Source organism: Leisingera methylohalidivorans DSM 14336 (assembly GCF_000511355.1).
Taxonomy (GTDB): Bacteria; Pseudomonadota; Alphaproteobacteria; order Rhodobacterales; family Rhodobacteraceae; genus Leisingera; species Leisingera methylohalidivorans.
Window position 1 is genome coordinate 1,620,946 of the sequence record NC_023135.1, and the last position, 23,038, is coordinate 1,643,983.

At 59.7% G+C, this 23,038-nt stretch carries 23 protein-coding genes, 1 tRNA gene and 1 pseudogene; 13 read left to right on the forward strand and 12 right to left on the reverse strand.

The features are described 5' to 3' along the window. The first annotated feature begins 489 nt into the window (after positions 1–489). From METH_RS08065 to METH_RS08085, 5 genes are all read left to right on the forward strand, one after another. Entirely contained in the window at positions 490–954 is a 465-nt protein-coding gene (locus METH_RS08065) for a hypothetical protein (protein WP_156927463.1), read from the forward strand. 245 nt (positions 955–1,199) lie between these two features. Further along, positions 1,200–1,781: an outer membrane protein gene (locus tag METH_RS08070; RefSeq protein WP_024089947.1), complete on the forward strand. Its 582-nt coding sequence runs from the start codon at positions 1,200–1,202 to the stop codon at positions 1,779–1,781. Positions 1,782–2,065: 284 nt separating this feature from the next. Beyond that, a complete protein-coding gene (gene cysS, locus METH_RS08075) occupies positions 2,066–3,448 on the forward strand; it encodes a cysteine--tRNA ligase (protein ID WP_044008602.1) in 1,383 nt (460 codons plus the stop codon). Further along, positions 3,448–5,082 (forward strand): citramalate synthase, encoded by a 1,635-nt coding sequence (cimA, locus tag METH_RS08080; protein ID WP_024089950.1) that lies wholly within the window; start codon positions 3,448–3,450, stop codon positions 5,080–5,082. The genes cysS and cimA overlap by 1 nt, the downstream gene beginning before the upstream one ends. Further along, positions 5,072–5,848: a squalene/phytoene synthase family protein gene (locus METH_RS08085; RefSeq protein WP_024089951.1), complete on the forward strand. Its 777-nt coding sequence runs from the start codon at positions 5,072–5,074 to the stop codon at positions 5,846–5,848. The genes cimA and METH_RS08085 overlap by 11 nt, the downstream gene beginning before the upstream one ends. 61 nt (positions 5,849–5,909) lie before the next feature. On the opposite strand, the gene METH_RS08090 is transcribed toward METH_RS08085, so the two are convergent. Beyond that, positions 5,910–7,127, reverse strand: a complete 1,218-nt coding sequence (locus METH_RS08090; RefSeq protein WP_024089952.1) for an MFS transporter — start codon at positions 7,125–7,127, stop codon at positions 5,910–5,912. Positions 7,128–7,222: 95 nt separating this feature from the next. On the opposite strand from METH_RS08090, the gene METH_RS08095 reads away from it, so the two are divergent. Both METH_RS08095 and METH_RS08100 read left to right on the forward strand, forming a co-directional pair. Then, positions 7,223–7,882, forward strand: coding sequence for a DNA-3-methyladenine glycosylase family protein (locus tag METH_RS08095; RefSeq protein WP_245602968.1), 660 nt, complete (start codon positions 7,223–7,225; stop codon positions 7,880–7,882). Further along, on the forward strand, positions 7,879–8,544 hold the full coding sequence (locus METH_RS08100; RefSeq protein WP_024089954.1) for an alpha/beta hydrolase: 666 nt from the start codon (positions 7,879–7,881) through the stop codon (positions 8,542–8,544). The genes METH_RS08095 and METH_RS08100 overlap by 4 nt, the downstream gene beginning before the upstream one ends. 161 nt (positions 8,545–8,705) lie before the next feature. On the opposite strand, the gene METH_RS08105 is transcribed toward METH_RS08100, so the two are convergent. Continuing rightward, entirely contained in the window at positions 8,706–9,128 is a 423-nt protein-coding gene (locus METH_RS08105; protein ID WP_024089955.1) for a VOC family protein, read from the reverse strand. Positions 9,129–9,140: 12 nt separating this feature from the next. Next, on the reverse strand, positions 9,141–9,794 hold the full coding sequence (locus METH_RS08110; protein ID WP_024089956.1) for a pseudouridine synthase: 654 nt from the start codon (positions 9,792–9,794) through the stop codon (positions 9,141–9,143). Between the two features lie 228 nt (positions 9,795–10,022). On the opposite strand from METH_RS08110, the gene METH_RS08115 reads away from it, so the two are divergent. Beyond that, positions 10,023–10,607, forward strand: coding sequence for an HNH endonuclease (locus METH_RS08115; protein WP_024089957.1), 585 nt, complete (start codon positions 10,023–10,025; stop codon positions 10,605–10,607). Positions 10,608–10,790: 183 nt separating this feature from the next. Here METH_RS08115 and METH_RS08120 read toward each other — a convergent pair whose 3' ends face one another. Genes METH_RS08120 through rocF form a run of 3 tightly spaced genes read right to left on the reverse strand, consistent with a single transcriptional unit; the run spans position 10,791 to position 13,686 of the window. Continuing rightward, entirely contained in the window at positions 10,791–11,837 is a 1,047-nt protein-coding gene (locus METH_RS08120; protein ID WP_024089958.1) for an ornithine cyclodeaminase, read from the reverse strand. Beyond that, on the reverse strand, positions 11,834–12,763 hold the full coding sequence (ctlX, locus tag METH_RS08125; RefSeq protein ID WP_024089959.1) for a citrulline utilization hydrolase CtlX: 930 nt from the start codon (positions 12,761–12,763) through the stop codon (positions 11,834–11,836). Before ctlX ends, METH_RS08120 begins: the two co-directional genes overlap by 4 nt. Further along, positions 12,760–13,686, reverse strand: a complete 927-nt coding sequence (gene rocF / locus METH_RS08130) for an arginase (RefSeq protein WP_024089960.1) — start codon at positions 13,684–13,686, stop codon at positions 12,760–12,762. Before rocF ends, ctlX begins: the two co-directional genes overlap by 4 nt. 113 nt (positions 13,687–13,799) lie before the next feature. Between rocF and METH_RS08135 the strand changes: the two genes are divergently transcribed. Continuing rightward, positions 13,800–14,225, forward strand: coding sequence for an Lrp/AsnC family transcriptional regulator (locus METH_RS08135; protein WP_024089961.1), 426 nt, complete (start codon positions 13,800–13,802; stop codon positions 14,223–14,225). 62 nt (positions 14,226–14,287) lie between these two features. Here METH_RS08135 and METH_RS08140 read toward each other — a convergent pair whose 3' ends face one another. Then, on the reverse strand, positions 14,288–14,755 hold the full coding sequence (locus METH_RS08140; protein WP_024089962.1) for a disulfide bond formation protein B: 468 nt from the start codon (positions 14,753–14,755) through the stop codon (positions 14,288–14,290). A 2-nt stretch (positions 14,756–14,757) separates the two neighbouring features. Further along, the gene (locus METH_RS08145; RefSeq protein ID WP_024089963.1) at positions 14,758–15,336 is read right to left on the reverse strand and encodes a YqaA family protein; all 579 of its coding nucleotides are present in this window, start codon (positions 15,334–15,336) and stop codon (positions 14,758–14,760) included. Positions 15,337–15,500: 164 nt separating this feature from the next. Between METH_RS08145 and METH_RS08150 the strand changes: the two genes are divergently transcribed. Beyond that, positions 15,501–15,586, forward strand: a tRNA-Leu gene (locus tag METH_RS08150). 115 nt (positions 15,587–15,701) lie between these two features. Here METH_RS08150 and METH_RS08155 read toward each other — a convergent pair. From METH_RS08155 to ypfJ, 3 genes are all read right to left on the reverse strand, one after another. Next, positions 15,702–16,367: a class II aldolase/adducin family protein gene (locus METH_RS08155; protein WP_024089964.1), complete on the reverse strand. Its 666-nt coding sequence runs from the start codon at positions 16,365–16,367 to the stop codon at positions 15,702–15,704. A 16-nt stretch (positions 16,368–16,383) separates the two neighbouring features. Continuing rightward, positions 16,384–17,490 carry an S-methyl-5-thioribose-1-phosphate isomerase gene (mtnA, locus tag METH_RS08160; RefSeq protein WP_024089965.1) on the reverse strand — a complete coding sequence of 369 codons (1,107 nt, stop codon included), beginning with the start codon at positions 17,488–17,490 and terminating at the stop codon, positions 16,384–16,386. 135 nt (positions 17,491–17,625) lie between these two features. Beyond that, the gene (ypfJ, locus tag METH_RS08165) at positions 17,626–18,471 is read right to left on the reverse strand and encodes a KPN_02809 family neutral zinc metallopeptidase (RefSeq protein ID WP_024089966.1); all 846 of its coding nucleotides are present in this window, start codon (positions 18,469–18,471) and stop codon (positions 17,626–17,628) included. Positions 18,472–18,937: 466 nt separating this feature from the next. Between ypfJ and METH_RS08170 the strand changes: the two genes are divergently transcribed. Both METH_RS08170 and METH_RS25370 read left to right on the forward strand, forming a co-directional pair. Beyond that, positions 18,938–19,225 carry a permuted SH3 domain-containing protein gene (locus tag METH_RS08170; RefSeq protein WP_245602969.1) on the forward strand — a complete coding sequence of 96 codons (288 nt, stop codon included), beginning with the start codon at positions 18,938–18,940 and terminating at the stop codon, positions 19,223–19,225. Positions 19,226–19,228: 3 nt separating this feature from the next. Beyond that, a pseudogene (locus METH_RS25370) lies at positions 19,229–21,326 on the forward strand (efflux RND transporter permease subunit); the annotation flags it as partial. Between the two features lie 34 nt (positions 21,327–21,360). Here METH_RS25370 and METH_RS24770 read toward each other — a convergent pair. Continuing rightward, the gene (locus METH_RS24770; protein ID WP_245602970.1) at positions 21,361–21,720 is read right to left on the reverse strand and encodes a hypothetical protein; all 360 of its coding nucleotides are present in this window, start codon (positions 21,718–21,720) and stop codon (positions 21,361–21,363) included. A gap of 353 nt (positions 21,721–22,073) precedes the next feature. Between METH_RS24770 and METH_RS08185 the strand changes: the two genes are divergently transcribed. Beyond that, on the forward strand, positions 22,074–23,036 hold the full coding sequence (locus METH_RS08185) for a TAXI family TRAP transporter solute-binding subunit (RefSeq protein ID WP_024089974.1): 963 nt from the start codon (positions 22,074–22,076) through the stop codon (positions 23,034–23,036). Positions 23,037–23,038: the final 2 nt, after the last annotated feature.

Sequence of the window (23,038 nt, forward strand, 5' to 3'; positions counted from 1 at the left end):
AGATGGGAGACGGAGCTTTGAAACTTCAACTCACTGCGGCCGGCCCCTTGCCGCACGGCCCCTTGCCGCACCGATGGTGCGGCAGATAAGGCTGACATGGCAGCGTTCACCCTGCATGCGGACTCCTGTTCTACTCCATGCAACTTGGCACGCTTTTGCGCCGTTTCTAGCACAACAGCGACCTTGCTGAAAAAAGCGACATGTTTTTCATTTGAGAGCATTTGCGCCGTGAGGCCTGAACAGCCGTCTGTTATTTCCTGAAATGTCAGTATTTTTAATGCGCATTCTCGATTTTTGACGCATCGCTGACTGTTTCATTGTTGGCAATGTGGCGCCGGGAACCAAATATTAAGCATTAACGGCTATATTGGATCTCCTAGGGATGGGGCACTGAAACAGCGCATTTCAAAAGGGCACAGCCACATGCCGATGGTTAAGCCGATGGTTAAAACGGCCAATTGCAGACGCCCTTTAGTTGCAGTTTTTGCGGTGGCGGCCCTGATTGCTCAGACATCTGCAGCGGAAGAATGGCGCACAGCGCAGCCCGGATATTCGGGCGAGGCCTCTGCCGCAGCTGGCACCGCCGGGACGGCGCGCTCCTTTCAGTTTGCATTTGGCCGTCAACTGGGCGGAATGTTCCTGTCCGGCACCGTAATGATGGAGCAGTCAGGACTTCTCACAACAGCCGTGCAAGCGGAAGAAACCCATCAGCTGCGGTTGCATGCAGGCTATGACTTTGGCCCCGCAACCGGATTTGTCACCCTGGGTGGGGTGCAGGCGGAAACGTCCAGCGGATCGCGGCAAGGTCCATTGTTTGGCCTGGGCATGCGTTTTCCGCTGAACCGCGCGTTGCAGGTGACCGGGGAATTGCTGCACCACGAGGCCGGACCAAGGGATGGAAGTGCCAGCCCGCGCGGGGAGACCCTGTCGGTGCGTGCCGCTTTCCGGTTCTGAGCTTGTCCTTTGCATATGTCCCAGTGTGATCGCCCCTAGGAACGGGGAGGCCGGGTTTCAATGGATTGGTAATTTCTTGTCTCCGGATTTCGGCGGAAAGACGCATGTGTCAGGGGGCTTTCGGCCAGTCACTGCCAGTTCAGCGGGCGTGATCATCGCGGCTCTGGAAGTTCCTGTGCGGAAACCTTTTGTAGCAGTCATCGGCGCACAGCTTGCGCTCGGACTGCTAAAAAGGAGAAGTCTGAATGACTCGTTTCGTAGCTATGACAGCCATTGCCGCCGTAATGGGCAGTGCGGCCTTTGCCGGCAATGTAAGTGAACCGGTGGTTGAACCCGCTCCGGCTCCGGCGCCTGTTCCGGTTGCCAACTATGGCGGCGACTGGACTGGATTTTACCTCGGCGGCCAGGTCGGCCAGCTTGATGCGGACGCCAGCAATGGCGCCACTGGGGACGATACGTCCTATGGTATCCACGGCGGCTACAATCATGATTTCGGCCGTTTCGTCTTGGGGGGCGAACTGGAATATGATGCAACCGACGTAAACCTGGGCGGCGGCGCAACTGTTGACTCGGTAGCCCGAGCCAAGGTGAAGGCCGGTTACGACTTTGGCAAAGTGCTTGCATATGTGACCGGTGGTGTGGCCGAAGCTGACAGCTCTCTGGGCAGCGAAACCGGCGAGTTCTACGGTGCCGGCATTGCCTATCAGGTAACCGACCAGTGGCAGATCGGCGGCGAAGTGCTGGAGCATGAGTTCGACCAGTTCGGCAACTCGGGCGTGGGTGCCGATGCCACATCGGTGTCGCTGCGCGCGTCCTACAAGTTCTAAGCCTTTCAAAGATTAGGGCGCGGCACTCCTGTTCCGCCGCGCCCTTGGCCGCCCGGACCGGGCGGCTCTTGCTATTTGAGGCAAAACTCTTGGCGGGCTGAATGTCGCGTGTTAAGCAGCCTCCATGAACCATAAATGCCCCATTACCATCTGCTGCATTACCTGCTGATATATCAGCGGGCTGGTTTCTGTCGTTTTCATTTCTCTGACAAGTTGCTAAGCCCGCGCTGCGCGCAATGGGTGATGCCGGCCGTTTGTGGCTGGGCATGGGAAAGGAACCGGGTATGGGAGCCAAGGACACAGTGATCAAGCTGCACAATACAAAGACCCGCAAGAAAGAGGTCTTTGAGCCGATCGACGCCAGCAACGTGCGGATGTATGTCTGCGGCCCCACCGTCTATGACCGCGCGCATCTGGGCAATGCGCGGCCGGTAGTGGTGTTTGATGTGCTTTACCGGCTTCTGCGAGAGATTTATGGCGCAGAACAAGTGACTTACGCGCGGAACTTCACGGACGTAGACGACAAGATCAACGCCCGCGCTGCTGAAACCGGACGGCCGATCAGGGACATCACCGCGGAAACCACCCAGTGGTTCCTGGACGATATGGGCGAGCTTGGCGCTCTGCAGCCTGACCATATGCCGCGGGCAACCGAATACATCCCCCAGATGGTCGCGATGATTGAGGGTCTGATCGCCAAGGGCCACGCCTATGCGGCGGAGGGCCATGTCCTGTTTGCCGTTGACAGCTGGAAGGCGCTGTATGGCAATCTGTCGGGCCGGTCGGTTGATGACATGATTGCCGGTGCCCGGGTGGAAGTGGCGCCTTACAAGAAGAACCCGATGGATTTTGTGCTGTGGAAACCTTCCACAAATGAACAACCGGGCTGGGACAGTCCCTGGGGCCGCGGGCGGCCGGGCTGGCACATTGAATGCTCGGCTATGTCGTATGAGCTGCTGGGCGAGACCTTTGATATTCACGGCGGCGGCAACGACCTGATGTTCCCGCACCACGAGAATGAAATTGCGCAAAGCTGCTGTGCCCATCCGGAAGGTGAGTTTGCACGGTACTGGCTGCACAATGAAATGCTGCAGGTCGAAGGCAAGAAAATGTCCAAATCCCTGGGCAACTTCTTCACCGTGCGCGACCTGCTGGATCAGGGCTACCCGGGCGAGGTGATCCGGCTGGTATTCCTGCAGACCCATTACCGCAAGCCGATGGACTGGACTGCGGGCAAGGCTGAACAAGCGGAACGAACGCTGCGGAAATGGTATTCTCAAGCGGAGCAAGCTCTAAATAATGGTGAAGTTCATCCTGGTATTATCGGAGCCTTGGCAGACGATCTTAATACCGCTGGCGCGATAGCCGAGTTGCATCAACTATCCCATTCCGACGATGTCGTGGCACTGCGCGCTTCGATGCAGTTCCTTGGCTTGATGGGTAAGGAAATACCAGCGTGGGCAGGTCAGCCGGATATCGAACTGTCAGCGTACGAAGAACGCCTTTTTGAAGCACGTCAAGCAGCCATGCAAAGCAAAGACTTTTCCGAAGTGGACCGGTTGAAAGCTGCTTTTATTAGCGCAGGCCTTGAGGTGCGGATGAGCAAGACCGGCGTAGAGCTGGTGCCGGGTGCGGGTTTTGACCCCGCCAAGCTGGAGGCGCTCTGATGGCCAAGGAGCGCCTTTATCTCTACGACACCACCTTGCGGGACGGGCAGCAGACCCAAGGGGTGCAATTCTCGACCTCAGAAAAAAAGCAGATCGCCCAGGCGCTTGACGGCCTGGGTGTCGACTACATCGAGGGCGGCTGGCCGGGTGCGAACCCGACCGACAGTGCTTTCTTCGAGGAAGCGCCGCAGACCCGCGCCACCATGACCGCCTTTGGCATGACCAAACGGGCCGGGCGGTCTGCCGAAAATGATGATGTGCTGGCGGCAGTGATGAACGCAGGAACTCCAGCGGTCTGTCTGGTCGGCAAGAGCCATGATTACCACGTGACCCATGCGCTGGGGATCACGCTGGAGGAGAACCTCGACAATATCCGCGCCTCAGTCTCCCATGTCGTCGCGCAGGGTCGCGAGGCGCTGTTTGACGCCGAGCATTTCTTTGATGGCTACAAGGACAATCCGGACTATGCGCTGGCAGCCTGCCGCGCCGCGCTGGAGTCCGGCGCGCGCTGGGTGGTATTGTGCGACACCAACGGCGGCGCACTGCCATCTGAGGTGAAGCGGATCGTCAGCGCGGTCGTCAACGCCGGAATTCCAGGTGAGAAACTTGGCATACACACCCATAATGACACAGAGAATGCCATTGCCTGCTCGCTCGCTGCCATGGAGGCCGGAGCGCGCCAGATCCAAGGCACTCTGAATGGTCTGGGGGAGCGTTGCGGCAATGCCAATCTGACCGCGCTGATCCCGACGCTGTTGTTGAAAGAACCCTACGCCAGCCAGTTTGATACCGGGGTGAGCCTTGAGGCGCTTGCCGGAATGACCCGGATCAGCCGGATGCTTGACGATATCCTGAACCGGGTTCCGGTGCGGCAGGCGGCTTATGTGGGGGCTTCGGCCTTTGCTCACAAGGCGGGATTGCACGCCAGTGCGATTCTCAAGGATCCGTCGACCTATGAACACATTGAACCGGACAAGGTCGGGAATGCGCGGGTCATTCCGATGTCGAACCAGGCCGGGCAGTCGAACCTGCGCAAACGGCTGACAGATGCAGGCCTGAGCGTTGAAAAAGGTGATCCAGCGCTGGTGCGGATTCTTGAACGGATCAAGGCGCGCGAGGCGGAAGGTTACTCCTATGACACAGCCCAGGCCTCGTTTGAGCTGCTGGCGCGCAATGAACTGGGCCAGCTTCCGGAATTCTTTGAGGTCAAGCGCTATAAGGTCACTGTCGAGCGGCGCAAGAATAAATACAACCGGATGGTCAGCCTTTCTGAAGCGGTTGTTGTGGTCAAGGTGGATGGCGAGAAGCGGTTGTCCGTCAGTGAGTCACTGGATGATACCGGCAGTGACCGCGGGCCGGTGAACGCGCTTGCGCGGGCGCTGAGCAAGGACCTGGGGCGGTATTCCGCGCAGCTGGAAGACATGCGGCTGGTGGATTTCAAAGTGAGAATCACCCAGGGCGGAACCGAGGCGGTGACTCGTGTGATTATTGACAGCGAAGACAGCCAGGGCCATCGCTGGTCGACCGTTGGCGTAAGCCCGAACATCATTGATGCGTCGTTTGAGGCGCTGCTGGACGCAATCCGCTGGAAGCTGGTCCATGACGGCAGGGCCGGGCAGGCGGATGCAGTTTGATGCCGATCTGACCGCTTGCGCGGAATTGGTGCAAAAATCAGACCCGGACCGGTTTCTTGCCACAATGGCGGCACCGGTCCAGGCCCGCCCGCTGCTGTTTGCACTCTATGCCTTCAATATTGAACTGGCCCGCGCTCCCAGGGCCAGCCAGGAGACCATGATCTGCGAAATGCGATTGCAATGGTGGCGCGATGCCGGTGCGGAGATTGCCGGGGGCGGCTCAGTCCGCCGCCACTATGTGGCGACGCCGCTGGGGCAGCTTCTGAAGCCGGAACTGGCTGCCTGCATCGACGGCATGGCGGAGGCGCGGAGATGGGACATCTACAAGGATCCCTTTGAGGATGAAGCTGAACTCGACAGCTACATCGACCAAACCAGCGGGTCTTTGATGTGGATGGCGGCTGCATCTCTCGGCCAGTCAGATGAGGCCGTTGTGCGCGGGTTCGCCTATGGCGCTGGTATTGCCAATTGGCTGCGCGCAATCCCCGAACTGACGGCGGAAAAGCGGATCCCCTTGCTGGATGGCACCATGGATGGCGTGAAAGCTTTGGCCCGTAAGGGTTTGGACAGGATTTATAATTCCCGCTCCAACAGCGGCGGGGTTTCAAAAACGTCCAGGGCGGCACTGCTGGCAGGCTGGCAGGCTGAGGCGTTTCTGAAACAGGCTATCCGGAAGCCGGAGAGGGTTGCGAACGGCGCCCTTGGACAAAGTGAATTCCGGCGCAGAACGGCTTTGATGTGGCAGGCCGCCACCGGGCGCTGGTAACCTCGCTGCAATGAAAAAGGCGCCCGCTGAGGCGCCTTTTTCATTGCAGCGGATGCCGATATCAAGCGTCTTTGGGCCTCATAACCAGCCACACCAGCGCGCCGCCCGCCAGCACCAGGAAGGGGGTCATCGCCATGTTCACGGCGCTCCAGCCTTCGACCGGACTGCCGCCCGAGCAGTTCATCAGTCCGCCCGACGCCAGCGAGGCCATTGTCACCCCGCCGAACACCAGCAGGTCGTTCAACCCTTGCATCCGGCCGCGCTCATAGCTTTCGTGGGCAGCGGCCAGCATTGTGGTGGCCCCGATAAAGCCAAAGTTCCAGCCCACGCCCAAAAGCACCAGCGCAATGAAAAAGTTTTCAATATCTACGCCTTGCAAGGCGACAGCGCCCGCAGCTGCAAGGATAACCAGACCTGCCGCTACGATTTTTTCCACACCGAAGCGGGCGATCAGATGACCGGTGAAGAAGGACGGCACATACATTGCCAGAACGTGGGAGGTGACAACATCCGCGGCGTTGCCTTCGGTGAAACCGCAGCCAACCACCGCGAGCGGGGTTGAGGTCATCACAAGATTCATCAGCGCATAGGATACCATTGCGCAGATCACCGCGACGGCAATCACCGGGGTCTTCAACAGCTCCAACCGGCTGCGGCCCTTGGGGCTGTCCGCACTGGGGGCCGGTGGTTTGGGGATGTCCAGAAACAGGAACAGCGCGGCGCCCAGAACGTTTACGGCAATCACAGCCAAGTAGGTGCCGAAGAATGGAATAACAAAGGCCTGACTGGTGGCCTTTACAACCTGCGGGCCGATGATGGCGGCCGCAAGCCCGCCGGCCATGACATAGGAGATCGCCTTGGGACGGAACGCCTCGGACGCGGTGTCTGCAGCTGCAAAGCGGTAGAAGCCATGCGCGCTCATATAAACGCCTGTCAGCAGGCTGCCGATCAGAAAGATGGGAAAGGAGCCAAGGTACAGGCCGTAAGCCCCGACCAGCCCGCCCAGTGCGCCAAAGGCGGCTCCTGCGAAAAAGCCGACCCGGCGGCCCCAGCGCTGCATTACGGCAGAGACCGGAGTGGCCGCCAGCATTGACCCGGCTACGATCAGCGAGATCGGCAAGGTGGCAAAGCAGGGGTTTGACGCCAGTGATTGCCCGGCCAGGCCGCCAACGATGAAAATCATCGGCATCTGAGCCCCGAGGAGTGCCTGGGCCAGCACCAGGATGGCAACGTTTTTCTTGGCGACTGTGTCGCTGGGGGTGGTCATGCTCATGGTCATATGGGATGCGTAGCCGTGAATATGTACGGGAGCAAGCCAGCGGGCTTGGCCTTGTGATCACGGTTTCTTTCAACTGCCGGTAATCAGGGGGTAACGTGGCGTCAAACGGACAGACATTCCTGCCGGGGGTGGGCCGGATTATCCAATGCGACGCCTGCGTGACCGAGGGCGCCGAATGGCTGGCCGCGCACGACAGCCGGTTTGCCGATGCATTGAAACTGACCGGTCCATTACCGCTGCGCCGCAAGCCGGATGGGTTTGCCGAGCTGTTGAGTGCGATTGTGAGCCAGCAGGTGAGTGTGGCCTCCGCCACGGCGATCTGGGCGCGGATGAAAGACGCCAAGCTCACCGGTCCGCGTAATATTCTGCGCGCCACGGATGATGATCTGCGCACAGCGGGCCTTAGCCGCCAGAAAATTCGCTATGCCCGTGCGCTGGCTGAGGCACATATTGATTTCGATGCCTTGCGGGACATTCCGGACGCCGAGGTGATTGCACGTCTGGTTGAAGTCCCGGGGATCGGTGATTGGACGGCTGAGATCTATGCGATGTTTTCGCTGGGGCGGGCCGATGTCTTTGCCCCTGGCGACCTGGCCTTGCAGGAGGCGGCGCGGCTCTTGTTTGATCTTCCGGCCCGCCCCCAGGACCGAGAGCTGCGGCAAATGACCGAAGACTGGTCGCCCTGGCGATCGGTTGCGGCGCGCATCCTGTGGGCCTATTACCGGGTGGCGAAGGACAGGGAAGGGATCCGATGACTCGTGTACTCAATGCCGGCCGCAAGGAACCGGTTTCCGGGAGCATCCGCTCGATTGTGGTGTTTCTGCACGGCTATGGCGCCAACGGGGCCGATTTGCTGGGGCTGGCGGATCCCTTGGGCGAGCATTTGCCGGATACGCTGTTTGTTGCCCCGGATGCGCCCGAGGCCTGTGCCGGCGCTCCGATGGGCTTTCAGTGGTTCCCGATCCCCTGGATCGACGGTTCTTCGGAAGAAGAGAGTATGCGCGGCATGCAAGCTGCTGCCGAAGATCTGAATGCCTTTCTGGATGCGCTGATGGTGGACGAAGATGTGCTGCCGGAACAGGTTGTATTGTTCGGCTTCAGCCAAGGCACGATGATGAGCCTGCAAGTTGCGCCGCGGCGCGAGGACGCGGTGGCCGGGATTGTTGCTTTCTCCGGCCGCTTGCTGGCGCCTGAGCTGCTGCAGGATGAAGCCGTGTCCAAGATGCCGGTCTTGCTGGTGCATGGGGATCAGGACGATGTGGTGCCGGTGCAATCTTTGCCGGACGCCGCGGAAGCGTTGCAGGAAGCCGGTTTTCAGGATGTCTTTGCCCATATTCAAAAGGGCACAGGCCACGGAATAGCTCCCGATGGGTTAAGCGTGGCGCTGGCGTTCATGCGCGATAAGCTGGGGCTCTGAACCTTCAGGCGCACGCCCGCCCTGTTGCCGCCCCGTCAACGCTGGGGCTGCAACAGGGCGGGTCCGGCGGCGCTGGCGCGCCGCAACATTCATGCGCAGAATTATAGCCGGAAAATTCGAGTTTTCCGGTGCCCTGCAGCCATCTCAGGAGGCCCGGCGTTTCAGGGGGTCCAGAGATACGGCTCGGCGATTTCGACGGAATTCCCGGCGGGGTCCCGGAAATAGATTGAATGCGCTCCGCTGGGCCAATCGAACTCGGCCTCTATTTCCACTCCGGCGGACAGCAACCGCGCACGCATCTGAAGCAATTCTTTGCGTGGCTGCGCGAAACACACATGGCCAGGGCCGCGGGCGCCATGCGGCGGCACCGGCAAGCGCGGATTACCAGGCGGTTTTTCGGTTTCCGCAGCGTTGAAAATCAGCAGTACCGATGTTCCGCAGCGAAAGAAGACGTGTCTGTCACCGATCCGTTGGATGCGCTCCAGCCCAAGGATCCGGCCGTAGAAGTCTTCGGCCGCGTCCAGATCATTCACATAAAGCGCAGCTTCCAGAATGGCGTTGGGGGCAGGGGCTTGCGATGGCATGCTGACAGAATATCAGCGCCGCCGCGGCCTGTCACTTGCCGGCGGCCGTGGCGCAGATGCCTTGGGTTTGCGCGGTGGCTTCCGAGAGGGCTTAGGGGGACCTGGGACCTTTGGCGGTTCAAGATCGTTCCATGCTCCCTGTGCAAGCCCGTCCAGTGTCCAGGCGCCAATGCTGTAGCGGATCAGCCGAAGCGTAGGATGACCGGCCGCTGCCGTCATCCGCCGAACTTGCCGGTTGCGGCCTTCACGAATGGTAAGCTCGATCCAGCTGTCGGGGACGGTTTTCCGCACCCTGACTGGCGGCGTCCGGATCCAGAGACCCGGTGGCTCATCGATCACCCTAACTTTGGCAGGCTTGGTCATTCCGTCTTTAAGATCAATACCTTCCGCAAGCAACTTGAGAGCTTGAGCGTCAGGAATGCCTTCTACCTGAACCCAATAGGTCTTGTCCATCTTGTGCTTCGGATCGGTGATCCAGGACTGCAGCCGGCCATTGTCGGTCAGCAGCATCAGCCCCTCGCTGTCGCGGTCAAGGCGGCCTGCAGCGTAAACGCCGGGGCAGTCAATGTAACCGCTCAGCGTGGCCCGCGGGCTGTCCTGGCTGCTGCGGTCGGTGAACTGGGGCAGCACGTTGTAGGGTTTGTTGAAGCGGATCAGACGGGTCATGGCAGGGCAATAAGCGGCCGGCTGCGGCAAGGCAAGAGGGCCGCGCCGCAGCAGCTTGTGGATAACTGTCACCCCGCTGACATGGAATCAGCTTAGGCAGCTCCCGACATATTGTGGATCATCAGGGCTTGTCAGGCGCTAACCACGATATATAGTCAAGATAAGCTGGGGCGGGTTCCCCGCTCTGGTTCCGGAGAACGGAAGATCAGGGCGAGGAAGACGTTCACGATGGATGGCGATTTCAGGGCAGAGTTTGTCAGATCCCCAGGGGCGCTGAAACAGCACCCTGCGCTGGTACTGAATGCGGATTACCGGCCACTCTCTTATTACCCATTGTCCTTGTGGTCCTGGCAGGACGCGGTCAAGGCGGCCTGGCTCGACCGGGTGGCTATCGTGGCAGAGTATGACGAGGTGGTGCACAGTCCGAGTACCGAGATCCGAATACCCTCTGTGGTGGTTCTGAAAGATTTTGTGAAACCTCAAAAGCGCGTGGCCTTCACGCGCTTTAATTTATTCTTGAGGGATGAGTTCCACTGCCAGTATTGCGGCAGCAAGGGAGAGCTGACTTTTGATCACGTGGTGCCGCGCGCGGCCGGCGGGGTGACCAGTTGGGAAAATGTGGTGGCAGCTTGCAGCCCCTGCAACCTGAAGAAGGGTTCCAAATCACTGCACCGGGCTGGTATGTCGTTGCGCAAACCGCCGCGGCGGCCGGGCGCAGAAGAGCTGCGGAATACCGGCCGCAAGTTTCCGCCCAACCATCTTCACGACAGCTGGATGGATTTCCTCTATTGGGACACTGAGTTGGATGCTTGAGGGACAGTGTTCAAGTACTTGTAAAGTAAGGTTTCCGGCCTCTCCGCCGATGTCTTTTTCCCTGAAAGGGCAGACGCTCAAATCTCTTGGGACACTGTCATCACACGCCGCAGTAGGCGGCGAGCAGACTGAGAGGCCGGAAGTATTGGCGGCCGCAGGGTAACGGGCCGCCTTTGCATTGGGTCAGCTTTTCGCGCGCTGGAGCATGCCAAACAGATCGCGCGGATCGTCCGGATCTGCGAGCATGTCCAGCTCGATGAAATAGTCAGTGCCTTTGATGCGGTCTCGGATGTAGCGCAGGGCAGAAAAATCCTCGATGGCAAAGCCGACGCTGTCGAACAGGGTGATCTGCCGGTCGCCGGTGCGGCCCTGTTTCTGGCCCGAAATCACTTCCCACAGTTCAGTAACGGAAAAGTCTTCCGGCATCTGCTGGATTTCGCCTTCGATGCGGGTTTGCGGCGGGTATTCGACAAAGACGTCAGAGCGGCTGAGGATGCCGGCTGCCAATTCCGTCTTGCCCGGGCAGTCGCCGCCAATCGCGTTGATATGCACACCGCTACCGACCATGTTGTCGGTCAGGATGGTGGCGTTTTGCTTGTCCGCAGTGCAGGTTGTGAGGATCTGGGCGCCTTCAATGGCTTCTTCCGGAGTTTTGCAGGACACAACCTCAACGCCCAAGCCCTCCAGGTTTCGAGCACATTTCGCGGTTGCAGCGGTGTCTTTGTCATAAAGACGCACGGATTTCAGGCCGATAATCGCCTTCATCGCCAGTGTCTGAAACTCCGACTGGGCGCCGTTGCCGATCATCGCCATCGTGGTTGAGCCTTTAGGCGCCAGATACTTGGCCGCCATTGCTGAGGTTGCCGCGGTACGGAGAGCGGTCAGCATGGTCATCTCGGTCAGCAGCACCGGGTATCCGGTGTAGACATCTGCCAGCAGGCCGAAGGCGGTAACAGTTTGCAGGCCTTCGGATGTGTTCTTTGGATGACCGTTCACGTATTTGAAACCATAAGCCTCGCCATCCGAGGTTGGCATCAGCTCAATCACACCGACATCAGAATGGCTGGCAACACGCGGGGTCTTGTCGAACAGTTCCCAGCGTTTGAAGTCGTCTTCGACATAGCCCGCAAGATCCCGCAGGATCTGTTCGATGCCGATGTGATGAACGAGGCGCATCATATTGTCGACACTGACAAAAGGCACCAATGCTTTTTCTGAAGGCTGTGTCATGCGGAAGTCCTTTCACGGGGGCTGAGGTGGATACCTGCCAGCATGCAGCGCACCGACCCGCCTGCGGTTTCGATGGTGGGAATGGTCAAGGGCAGCGGCTCGGCGCTTTGCTCGATTTCTGCAATCTGGTCCGGACGCAGTGCGTCCAGCGCCTTGGCCGAAAGTGCAAGAATGCGTTTATCGCCAGTAAGCTCCAGCGCGTTTCCGGCGAAATCAGCGATCTGTTCCCGGGTCAGATCAATCACCCGGCGGCCAGTCTCTTCCAGCCGCTCAGCGACGTCTGCACGGCGGCATGGATCGACGATCATATCCAAGCAGATCAGCGCGTATTCGGTGCCGATTCCCATCAGAACATTGGTGTGATAGATATCGCGCCCTGCGGCATCTTTGGCTTCGAAGACCATGGGTTCAAAATTGAAATGCGTGCAGAAACGTTCCAGCAGGACCGGGTCGGCGCGATTGGATTTCACCGTATAGGCAATGCGGCCAATGTGATCGAGCACCATGGCGCCGGTGCCTTCCAGTGACAGCCCGTCCTGTTCCAGACCGGAGTAATCGATCACATCCTGAACCCGGTAGTTCCGTTTCAGCAGTTCGATCACATCCCAGCGCCGTTCCTTGCGCCGGTTGCCCGCGAACATCGGATAAACTGCGACATGCCCGCCGGCATGAGTGGAAAACCAATTGTTCGGAAACACGCTGTCCGGGGTATCTTCCGACATGTCGTCGAACACATGCACCAATACACCTGCGCCCCGCAGTGTTTCCACCGCACTGTCGAACTCAGCCAGTGCCTGTGCCGAGATTGTTCCGCTTGAACCGTTTGCCAGTATTTGAAAGGCGTTGTCGCCCTGCGTTTCCGGATTTGAGCGGAACTGGTGCGGCCGGACCATGACCACCGCAGCGGGGGCTTGCAGGCTGGTCACTGATAGCTCCGTGTCGGGCGGTCAAAGACGCGGCGGCCCAAAGCCGAGGCACAGAGATCCACCATCAAATGCGCTGTGCGGCCCCTTTCATCCAGAAACGGGTTCAGTTCAACCAAATCCAATGAGGTCATCAGCCCGGAGTCATGCAGGATTTCGCAAACCAGATGCGCTTCGCGGACTGTGGCGCCGCCCGGAACCGTGGTGCCAACTGCCGGGGCGACAGAGGGGTCCAGGAAATCCACGTCCAGCGAGACATGCAGCATGCCGTTGGCCTGGGCGACTTGTTCCAGGAACCGGTTCAAAGGGCCGGCGATACCGTTTTCATCGATATGGCGCATGTCATGGGTGCGGATCGAGCTGCCCTCCAGGGCAAGCCGCTCCTGGGCGTCGACAGATCGCAATCCGATCATGCAGACGTTCTCCTGCGGCACCGGGTTGGCAACTTCAGGAAAGCCCTCGAACCCGTTACGGCCTGTGAAATATCCAACTGGCGTGCCATGCAGGTTACCACTGTCCGACGTATCCGGCGTGTGGAAATCGGTATGCGCGTCCAGCCACAGAACAAACAGCGGGCGGCCGGCCTTGGCAGCATAATTCGCAGCACCGGCGACGGAGCCGAGCGAGAGCGAGTGATCCCCGCCCAGGAAAACGGGAAGGCCGCCCTCCAGAGCACCTTCAGCTGCCTGTGCCAGGCGCGAAGTCCAGCCGATGGTCTCATTGCGGGCAAAAACCAGCCCGTCGTTGCTATCGGGCGCATAGGGGGCTGGTGTCAGGTTTCCCAAGTCCTCAACCGTATGCCCAAGACTTTCCAGCGCGGCGGCTAGCCCGGCAGTCCGGAATGCGTCGGGCCCCATCAGGCAGCCGGCCCGGCGTTTACCACTGTCCACCGGCGCGCCAATTAGGATGCAATGTTGTGAAGTCACCGTTTTGGCCTCTCGAAGAAATATACTTTCTTCCTAGAAAGCTCCGATATGCGATGGATTCCAGCGGGCATTTTGCTCATAAAGGACAGTGACTGATCGAATTGAGGTTCAAAATGGACAAAACGGATGAGCGGCTGGTGTCAGCGCTTCGGCATAACGCGCGGGCGTCGCTGTCGGATCTGGCACTTGAGCTGAACCTGTCGCGCACCACGGTGCGGGCCCGGATTGAGCGGTTGCAGGCGCGTGGTGATATTCTGGGGTTTACCGTGGTGCTGAAAGAAGACGTGCTGCGGGATCCGGTCCGTGGATTGATGCTGATCGGGATCGAAGGCCGTGGCACCAACCGGATCACCCGGCAGCTGCAGGGCCTTCCCGAAGTCCGGGCAATTCATACCACCAATGGACGCTGGGATTTGATTGTGGAGCTTGGCACCGAAACACTGGAAACCTTAGACACAGCTTTGGCAAAGATCCGAACCTTCGAGGGGATTGTGAGCAGCGAGACGAACCTGCTGCTGGCGACAAAAAAAGATAGCTGAGATACTGGAAATATCGCAGTCATACCAGATGGTTGTCGACTTCACTTCAGCTTACCTGCCGGTTAACCCTGTTTGCGGGCATGGTTGGCCGCTGCAAACCAAAGCAGCGCCAAACCAAAAGATGCAATGGCGTTCCAGCTGGCCATAGACAGCGACAGCATTTCCCATGGCGCCTCATCACAACGTACCAAGGGGGCGGCCATGATCTGGTCCAGCAATTGATCCGGAGATAAGCCGCCAATCGGACCGGACGTGCAAGTGGAGGGACCTTCCCACCAGCCGCGTTCAACCCCGGTATGAAATGCGCCAACACCTGCGGTGGCCAGTGCCGCCAGCGCCCCCAGATAAGGCAGCAGCGTTCCTGGAATGATCAGAGCCAATACGCCGATGCCTGCGGCGGCGGCATGCGGGTAGCGCTGCCAATAGCAAAGTTTACAGGGCGCCATCTCGCCAATGTACTGGAACCCCAGCGCGCCCAACAAAAGAGCGGCAGAGCCGCCAGCCGCGAGGATGATCAGAAAACGATGCATGATCAGATGAACCTTACCAGCAGGAAGCCGCCAAACAGGACAACCATGAAGGCTGTGAAAACCAGGCCCAGGCGGTGTTCAATAAAATCGCGGATCGGGGCTCCGAACTTCCAGAGCAACCCGGCGACGATGAAAAAACGCAATGCGCGTGCAAGGATAGAGGTGGCAATGAAGGTGCCGATCGGCATGCCCGTCCACCCCGACATAATGGTTATGACTTTATAGGGGAACGGTGTGATGCCGGCGCCCAGCACAGCCCAGAACCCGAAATCATTAAAACGCGTGTTGAACTCCGCGATGGCATCGCCTTTGCCCATTGCCTCCAGCACAGGCTGGCCGATGCCCTCGTAGAAGAACGCTCCGATCGCATAGCCAAGCACGCCGCCCGCAACCGAGGCCGCCAGCGCGACCAGCGCAACCAGCCAGGCGCGGGACGGGCGGGCCAGGATCATCGGGATCATCAGCACATCCGGCGGAATCGGAAAGACGGAGCTTTCGACAAAGGCGACAATGGCCAAACACCAAAGCGCCTTGGGGTGATCGGCCAGGGCCATCGTCCGGTTGTACAGCGGTTTCAGCATTCAGTGCCCTGCATCCTCAACGGGTTTTGCAAGATGAGGTGGCATGCGCGCTGCGTTCCGTCAACCTTTGCTGCAGGGGAATGCGCCACAGGCTGTTTTTTCGGCAGGGAAGAGCATTTTTGCCTCTGGACCTTGGCGTCTGGCTTGGCTAGGAACAGGACGTGGCCCAAGTGGCGGAATGGTAGACGCAGGGGATTCAAAATCCCCCGCTGGTGACAGCGTGCCGGTTCGAGTCCGGCCTTGGGTACCAATAAAAACAAAGGCCTGCAGCAAGTTCTTGCTGCAGGCCTTTGTTTCTTTGATTATCCGAGTCAACTGAAAGCTCTCGCAATCACGCACTGCTCTTGCCTTAAGCCTGTGTAAGATCAGCGGCTGTCTTTCAGGCCGTAATCCGCGAAGGCAGCGATCACCTCCTGCATTTCGGTTTCAGACAGGATGTGCGGCTCACCTATTGTAAGGCTCGTCGCATAACCCTTTGCCAAGGTTTCCAATTCCCCTAGGCGCCATAGCGCGCGCGGCAGGCTTTCGCCGGTGGCTACAGCGCCATGGTTCGCCATCAGGCAAGCGCTGCGGTTTTCCAATGACCGGGTGATATTATCAGACAGCTGCTGGCTGCCGAACAGCGCATAATCTGCCACCGGCACATCGTTGCCGCCAAAGGCGGCGACCATATAGTGGCAGGCAGGGATAGGCTGACGGTTTATCGCCAGTGCGCTGCAATAGACGGGGTGGGCGTGAACCACTGCGTTGACAGCGGGCTTGGCCCGCAGAATGGCAAGGTGGAAAGGCCATTCAGTCGATGGTTTCAATTGCCCCTCCGGCCATCGGCCAGCGTCCAAAGGGATCTTCACCAGATCCTTGGGCGCCATCTTCTCGTAGGGCACGCCGGAGGGCGTGATCAGCATCATCTCGCCCGTGCGCACCGAGATATTGCCGGAGGTTCCCTGATTGATGCCTGTGGCATTCATCTCCAGGCAGGCGTCGATCACGGCCTGCCGCAGCTCGGGGCTGTCTTGATACGGAGGCTTCACGGAGGATCCTCCGGTCTCAGGCGGATCTGGCGGCGGCCATGTCCGGAAACAACCCGGCAAGGCCGTCTTCGGTGGCTTCGCAGATCCCGCGTTCGGTAATCAGGCCGGTGACCAGCCGGTTCGGGGTCACGTCAAAGGCCGGGTTGCCGCCTGGTGTGCCATCCGGGGTTACCTGAACCACATCGATCGCACCATCTCCGGCCTTGCCTTGCACATGGGTGATTTCACGTTCGCTGCGTTCTTCGATCGGAATCTCGGCAACTCCGTCCGAGACCGTCCAGTCGATGGTCGGCGAGGGCAGGGCGACATAGAAGGGCACGCCATTATCCTTGGCCGCCAGCGCCTTCAGATAGGTGCCGATCTTGTTGCAGACATCGCCGCGGCGGGTAGTGCGGTCGGTGCCAGTGATCACCAGATCTACTTGGCCGTGCTGCATAAGGTGGCCCCCGGCATTGTCAGTAATATAGCTGTGGCTGATGCCGTGACTGCCCAGTTCCCAGGATGTCAGCGCGCCCTGATTGCGCGGACGGGTCTCATCTACCCAGACATGGATCGGGATGCCCGCGTCATGCGCCTGGTACATCGGGCTGGTGGCAGTGCCCCAATCGACGGTTGCAATCCAGCCGGCGTTGCAATGGGTCAGCAGCCGGACCGGTTCGCCCGCGGGTTTCTGTGCGGCAATTTGCTTGATCAGCTCCAATCCGTGCGCGCCGATGCTGCGGTTGATTTCCACATCTTCGTCTGCGATCTCATGGGCCAGGGCCAGCGCGGCGGCAGCGCGCTCAGCCGCTGCCAGCGGCCGCAGGCGGTTGCGGCACCGGTCCAGCGCCCAGCGCAGGTTGATGGCAGTGGGGCGGGTGGCGTTCAGAAAGCTCCAAGCCTGATCCATCGCCGCATCCGACGGATCCAGCCGCATTGCCAGCGCCATGGCATAAGCCGCAGTGGCCCCGATCAGCGGTGCGCCGCGGACCCGCATTTCGACAATTGCTTCGGCAAATTCCTGCAGTGTGTTCACTTGCTGGATGCGGAAGTCATGCGGCAGCCAGCGCTGATCAATGATCTGCAGCGCGTCCTTGTCATGATCCCACCACAGGGACCGGTAATGCCTACCATCTACTTTCATCTGGCTGTCTCCCTAGTCCGGCGGCTCAGCACGAGGTGCCGGAATCGACCCGTTTTACGGGTCCGGCCTAGCGCCGCCTGCGGGATTAGACAACCATCTGCACGGGGAGAATTCAATGATCAGTCGGCAGCCGGGTCAGAGTGAGGCGGTCTTGAATGTATCGCAGGCGTCCACTGCCCCGGTCTCATACCCGCGGGAAAACCAAGCCTGCCGCTGCGCGCTGGTGCCGTGCGAGAAGGTGTGCGGTTGCGGCGCCTGGCCTGCGTTACGCTGCAGCGTATCGTCGCCGATCTGTTTGGCGGCGTTCATCGCTTCGCTGATGTCCCCCGGCTCCAGCGTGCCCAAGTCATCACGTGCGTAGCGGGCCCAGACCCCGGAGAAGCAGTCGGCCTGCAGCTCTGTGCGCACGGAAATCGCATTGGATTCCACTTCGCTCACCTGCGCGCGGATCCGTTGGGTTTCGCCCAGGATGCCGAGTTCATTCTGCACATGATGGGCAACCTCATGGGCGACAACATAGGCGGCGGCAAAATCGCCGCCGGCACCCAGCCGCTGGCTGAGCGTGGTGAAAAAGGCCGTGTCGAGATAGACTTTCTCATCCAGCGGGCAATAAAACGGGCCGGAGGCGCCGGACGCCCCGCCGCAGGGCGATTGCGTCACGCCCTTGAACAAGACCAGCACCGCCGGGTCGTAGGACCGCTCCAGCTGCTGCTCAAAAATCGCGGTCCAGATCTCCTCAGTGTCGGCCAGGGCCACGCTGACAAATTCCGCGGCCTCCTGGTCGGCTTCGGTGACCGGCGCGGACTGGCGGCTTTGCGGCGCTGACCCTTGCAGCAGCGGCGTGAGGTCGACGCCCAGAAAGGCCCCGACGACAACGATCAATACTGCCCCCGCACCGCCGATCCCCGCGGTCCTGCCTGTAAGCCCCCGGCCGCGCCGGTCCTCGATATTCCGGCTTCCACGGCGCCCTCTCCATCGCATGTCATCCTCCTGGGTTTCAGGCCTATCGGCATCTCGGGATCAGTTAGCGGTGCCTAAGCGGCTATCAATGAATGCTGCGCAGGCGGGGCAGTCCGACCGGTCTCTATCAGGACAACCCCTGTTGCGCGCCAAAGGTTCCGCTCACAGCCCAATCACACCAACAGCCTTGCGGATATGGTGAGCAGCTTAATCAATGAAAGGAGATTCACATCGGCGCCGATAGCAGTCTGCGCGCGTCCGCGCAGTCATTTCTTACATAGTTTCAAAATTGGAAGGGGCACAGCATGGCACGACTCTGGATTGGGGCCTGTCTGGGGGGCCGGACTTGCAATGATAGCGGCAGCAGGCCTGATGCTCGCAGGTCCTGCACCCGCCCAGCAGGATCGCCTTTGCCGGCAACCAGGTTGATCCGGCCACCCGCGCCGTCTCTGTGCGGGCGCAGTTTCAAAACGATCACCGGTTGATCTTGGACGGCGCCTTTCTGACCGTCGGCCTGCAATCGCAAGCGGCAGTCGACCGGATCATCATCTGTCAGGCCGGGATCCAGCGCGATCAGCAGGGGCCGTTTGTTCTGGCAGCGGATGATCAGAACGAGGTGGCCCAGCGCTACATCGTCACCGGCGATGTGCAGGGTACCGGCATCGTTATGCTGGATCGGCTGACAGACGGGGAAACCGTTGTGGTCGAAGGCCTGCAAAAAATCCGTCCCGGTGTGGAAGTGGATCCGGTGCTGGCCGGGCGGGCAGGAGAATAAGCGATGTTTTCCTCAATCTTCATCTCGCGGCCGAAGTTTGCGATTGTCATCTCCCAGGTGCTGACGGTCATGGGGTGATCGGCTACTTCGTGCTGTCTGTGGCGCAGTTCCCTGAAATCACCCCGCCGGTGGTGAACGTCAGCGCAAATTGTCCCGGCGCCAATGCTGAAACCGTTGCAAAGAGTGTCGCTGCGCCGATCGAGGTACAGGTCAGCGGGGGGGACGGGATGCTTTATATGTCCTCCACTTCAGCTGACAGCGGCAGCTATTCTCTCGTTTTGACCTTTGAGGTTGGAACTGATGCCGATATCGCACGTTGGTCAACGTGCAGTACCAGGGGGCGCTGGCAACGGCGGCCCTTCCTGCTGAAGTCACGGCACACGGTGTGGTGTCTCAGAAAGGTTCTTCCAACATGCTGCTGGCCGCGGCCCTGACATCCCCCGGCAGCTCGTATGACAACGCATTTTTTAGCGAACTATGCCGCGATCAATATCAAGGATGCTCTGGCGCGGGTCGATGGTTTGGGCAAGACACGATTCCCGACCAACTTTGAATACGCCATGCAGGTATAGCTGGATCCGAACAAGATGGCCGGCCTAGGCATTGCGCCCGGTGACGTGATCAACACGGTGCGTGAACAGAATATCGAAGTCTCCGCCGGGCAGGTGGGCGCGCCGCCAGTGCCGGTGATCAAGTCTTTCAATACAGCATCAACTCCAAGGGCCGCCTGACCGAAGTCAGCGAGTTTGAGGACATCGTCATCCGAACCGGTGACGGCGGCAGCACTGTCCGGCTGAGAGATATTGCCAAGGTGGAACCGGGGCCTCCAATTACAATTCCTCGGGTTACCTCGGCTGCGTGCCGGCGACCATCCTGGCCGTCTACCAGTCTCCCGGCGCCAATGCGCTGGCGGTGTCCGAGGCTGTGCTGGCAGAGTTGGACCGGTTATCGGCGGACTTCCCGGACGACGTCGCCTATTCGGTGCCATTCAACACCACGGACTTTGCAGAACAGTCGCTGAATGACGTGATTCCCACCCTGATGATGACCTTCGCGCCGGTGATCTGGGTGGTCTTCATCTTCCTCGGCTCCTTCCGGGCGACTACTATACCGGCGGTGGCCATCCCGGTTTCCCTTATCGGGACATTTGCCCTGCTGGTGCTTGGCATGTCGCTCAACACCATTTCGCTGTTTGCCCTGGTGCTGGCGGTCAGCATCGTGGTGGATGACGCCATCGTGGTGGTGGAGAACGTCGAACGGATCATTGCCGAGGAGGGGGCTGCCCCCGGCTGAGGCCGCCCGCAAGGCGATGGAGCAGATTAACGGCCCGGTGATTGCAACCACACTGGTGCTGCTGGGAGTGTTTGTGCCGGGCACCTTCATGCCAGGAATCACCGGCAAGGTTTATTCGCAGTCTGCGGAGACCATTTCCGTTGCGGTTGTGATCTCCTCAGTCAACGCGCTGACCCTGTCACCGGCCCCTGTTCCATTATGCTCAAGGCGCGCTCCGGCCCGCCAAAAGGTCTGTTGGCCCTGTTCGAAAGCATGATCGGCGGCGTACGCAGAGGGTATTTGAGTATCGCCACCCGGGTGCTGCGCCTGCCGGTGAACGGGCTTGCCATCATCACGGCGGTTGCCTTTGGCTCCGGCAGTATCTTCACTGCCACCTCCAAAGTATTCCTGCCAGCCGAAGACAATGACTATCTGACAGCAGCAGCTGGACGCGGCGGGTCTGGTCACAGTGATTCTGGCAATGGCAGTACTGTTCGGCGATCTGTTCCCTGGTCGCGCAATCCTGCTTTTGGTGATCCTGGCCCTGTTCGGAGCGATTGCGGCGGTGGCAATCGCCGGTAACGACATCAACCTCTACACGCAAATCGGGGTGATCATGCTGATCGGCCTGGCGTCGAAAAACGCCATTCTGATTGTCGAGTCCGCGATGGAGCAACGCGCCGCGGAATCTCAATCCGCGATGCCGCACAGGAAGCCGCCAAACAGCGTTTCCGCGCGGTGATGATGACAGCGCTGTCCTTCCTGCTGGGGGTGGGTGCCATTGCTGGTTGCTTCGGGTGCCGGCGCGGCCAGCCAGCGTGCCATCGGCTGGTCCGGCAGGGCTGGCGGTGATTAGCCGGTTATCAGGCGCGGCGCGCCCGCAGGCCGCGGTCATGGGCCGCCGACAGGATCAGATCCCATTTCCGCGGCGTGCAGCGGAACTCCGGCTCAACGTCGCAGGTCAACGGCGCATTTGCCTCGCTGGGTATCTTTCTGGCCGCGGCGGAAACGCAGCGTTCCAATGCCCAGAAATCCGTCAAAGACGGGTTGTCAGAAATCACTTGGCTCAGCAGCATTGCCGCAAGCTCCCCGTTAATGCTGTCGCCCTGCAAATTTTGGTACGGCGGATCAATTTTAATGTGGTGCGTATTAGCGTCATCCGGATGACTTGTCACCAGGATGTTTTTCAGGCTGCCGCAAAACTGTAAAAAACTACCCGGCATAGCAGGTTAAGGTAATGGGCGCTGTGTCCTGCCTGCCGGAAGAATCGCTTCGCTCTCTACTTTCACCGCAAGAAAAAAATTCCTGCACAGGTGAAGTGTCACACCAGGTCCTTGATGGGGAAAATTACCTAACCGTCGTCAATTAAGAGAAAAATGCGGATTTGAGGGGTGCGTCAATAGATAGCACCCTTGACTTGATAGAGTGCCAATGAAACGCTTCTGCACGTGCAAAATAATCCGCACACGCCCAGCCCGGCGGGCCGATTTATGTGGCTGTGCAGTGACAGTAGAAACGCTTTCTCTGCCTTCCGCGCCGGGCTGCAAATCATAAGACAAGTGGGAGAGACTTGATCATGAAACACACCAAGTTGGCTATCGGTGCATTGGTGGCGGCGGCCTTTTCGGCGCCCGCAGCATTTGCTCAGGAATACATCACCATCGGCACTGGCGGCGTGACCGGTGTTTATTATCCGACCGGCGGCGCCATCTGCCGTCTGGTGAACAAGGGCCGCAAGGAGCATGGCTTCAAATGCGCCGTCGAATCCACCGGCGGTTCCGTCTACAATGTGAACACCATCCAGGAAGGCGAGCTGCAGTTCGGCGTGGCCCAATCCGACATCCAGTACAATGCCTACAACGGTGTCGTGCAATTCGAAGGCAAGCCGTTCGAAGGCTTGCGGGCCGTTTTTTCCGTCCATCCGGAGCCGTTCACCGTTGTCGCCCGTGCCGATGCCGGCATCAGCAGCTTTGAGGATCTGAAGGGAAAGCGTGTCAACATCGGCAACCCCGGGTCCGGCCAGCGTGCAACCATGGAAGTGCTGATGGAAGCCAAGGGCTGGGGCATGGAAGATTTCGCGCTGGCAACCGAGCTGAAGGCGGCGGAACAGTCCGCAGCGCTATGCGATAACCAGATCGACGCCATGATCTACACCGTTGGCCACCCCTCCGGTTCGATCCAGGAAGCCTCTACCGCCTGTGACTCGGTTCTGGTCACCGTGGACGGCGAGGCCGTGGAAAAGCTGGTAGGCGACAACTCCTTCTACCGCACCGCAACCATCCCCGGCGGCATGTACCGCGGCTCCGACGAGGACGTGAAGACCTTTGGCGTGGGCGCGACTTTTGTGACCTCGGCAGACGTCTCCGAAGATGCGGTTTATGCGGTTGTCAGCTCGGTGTTCGAAAACTTCGAGGCGTTTCAGAAGCTGCACCCGGCCTTCGCCAACCTGAAGCCGGAAGAGATGATCGCGGACGGTTTGTCGGCACCGCTGCATGCCGGTGCGGCAAAGTACTACAAAGAAAAGGGCTGGATCGAGTAATC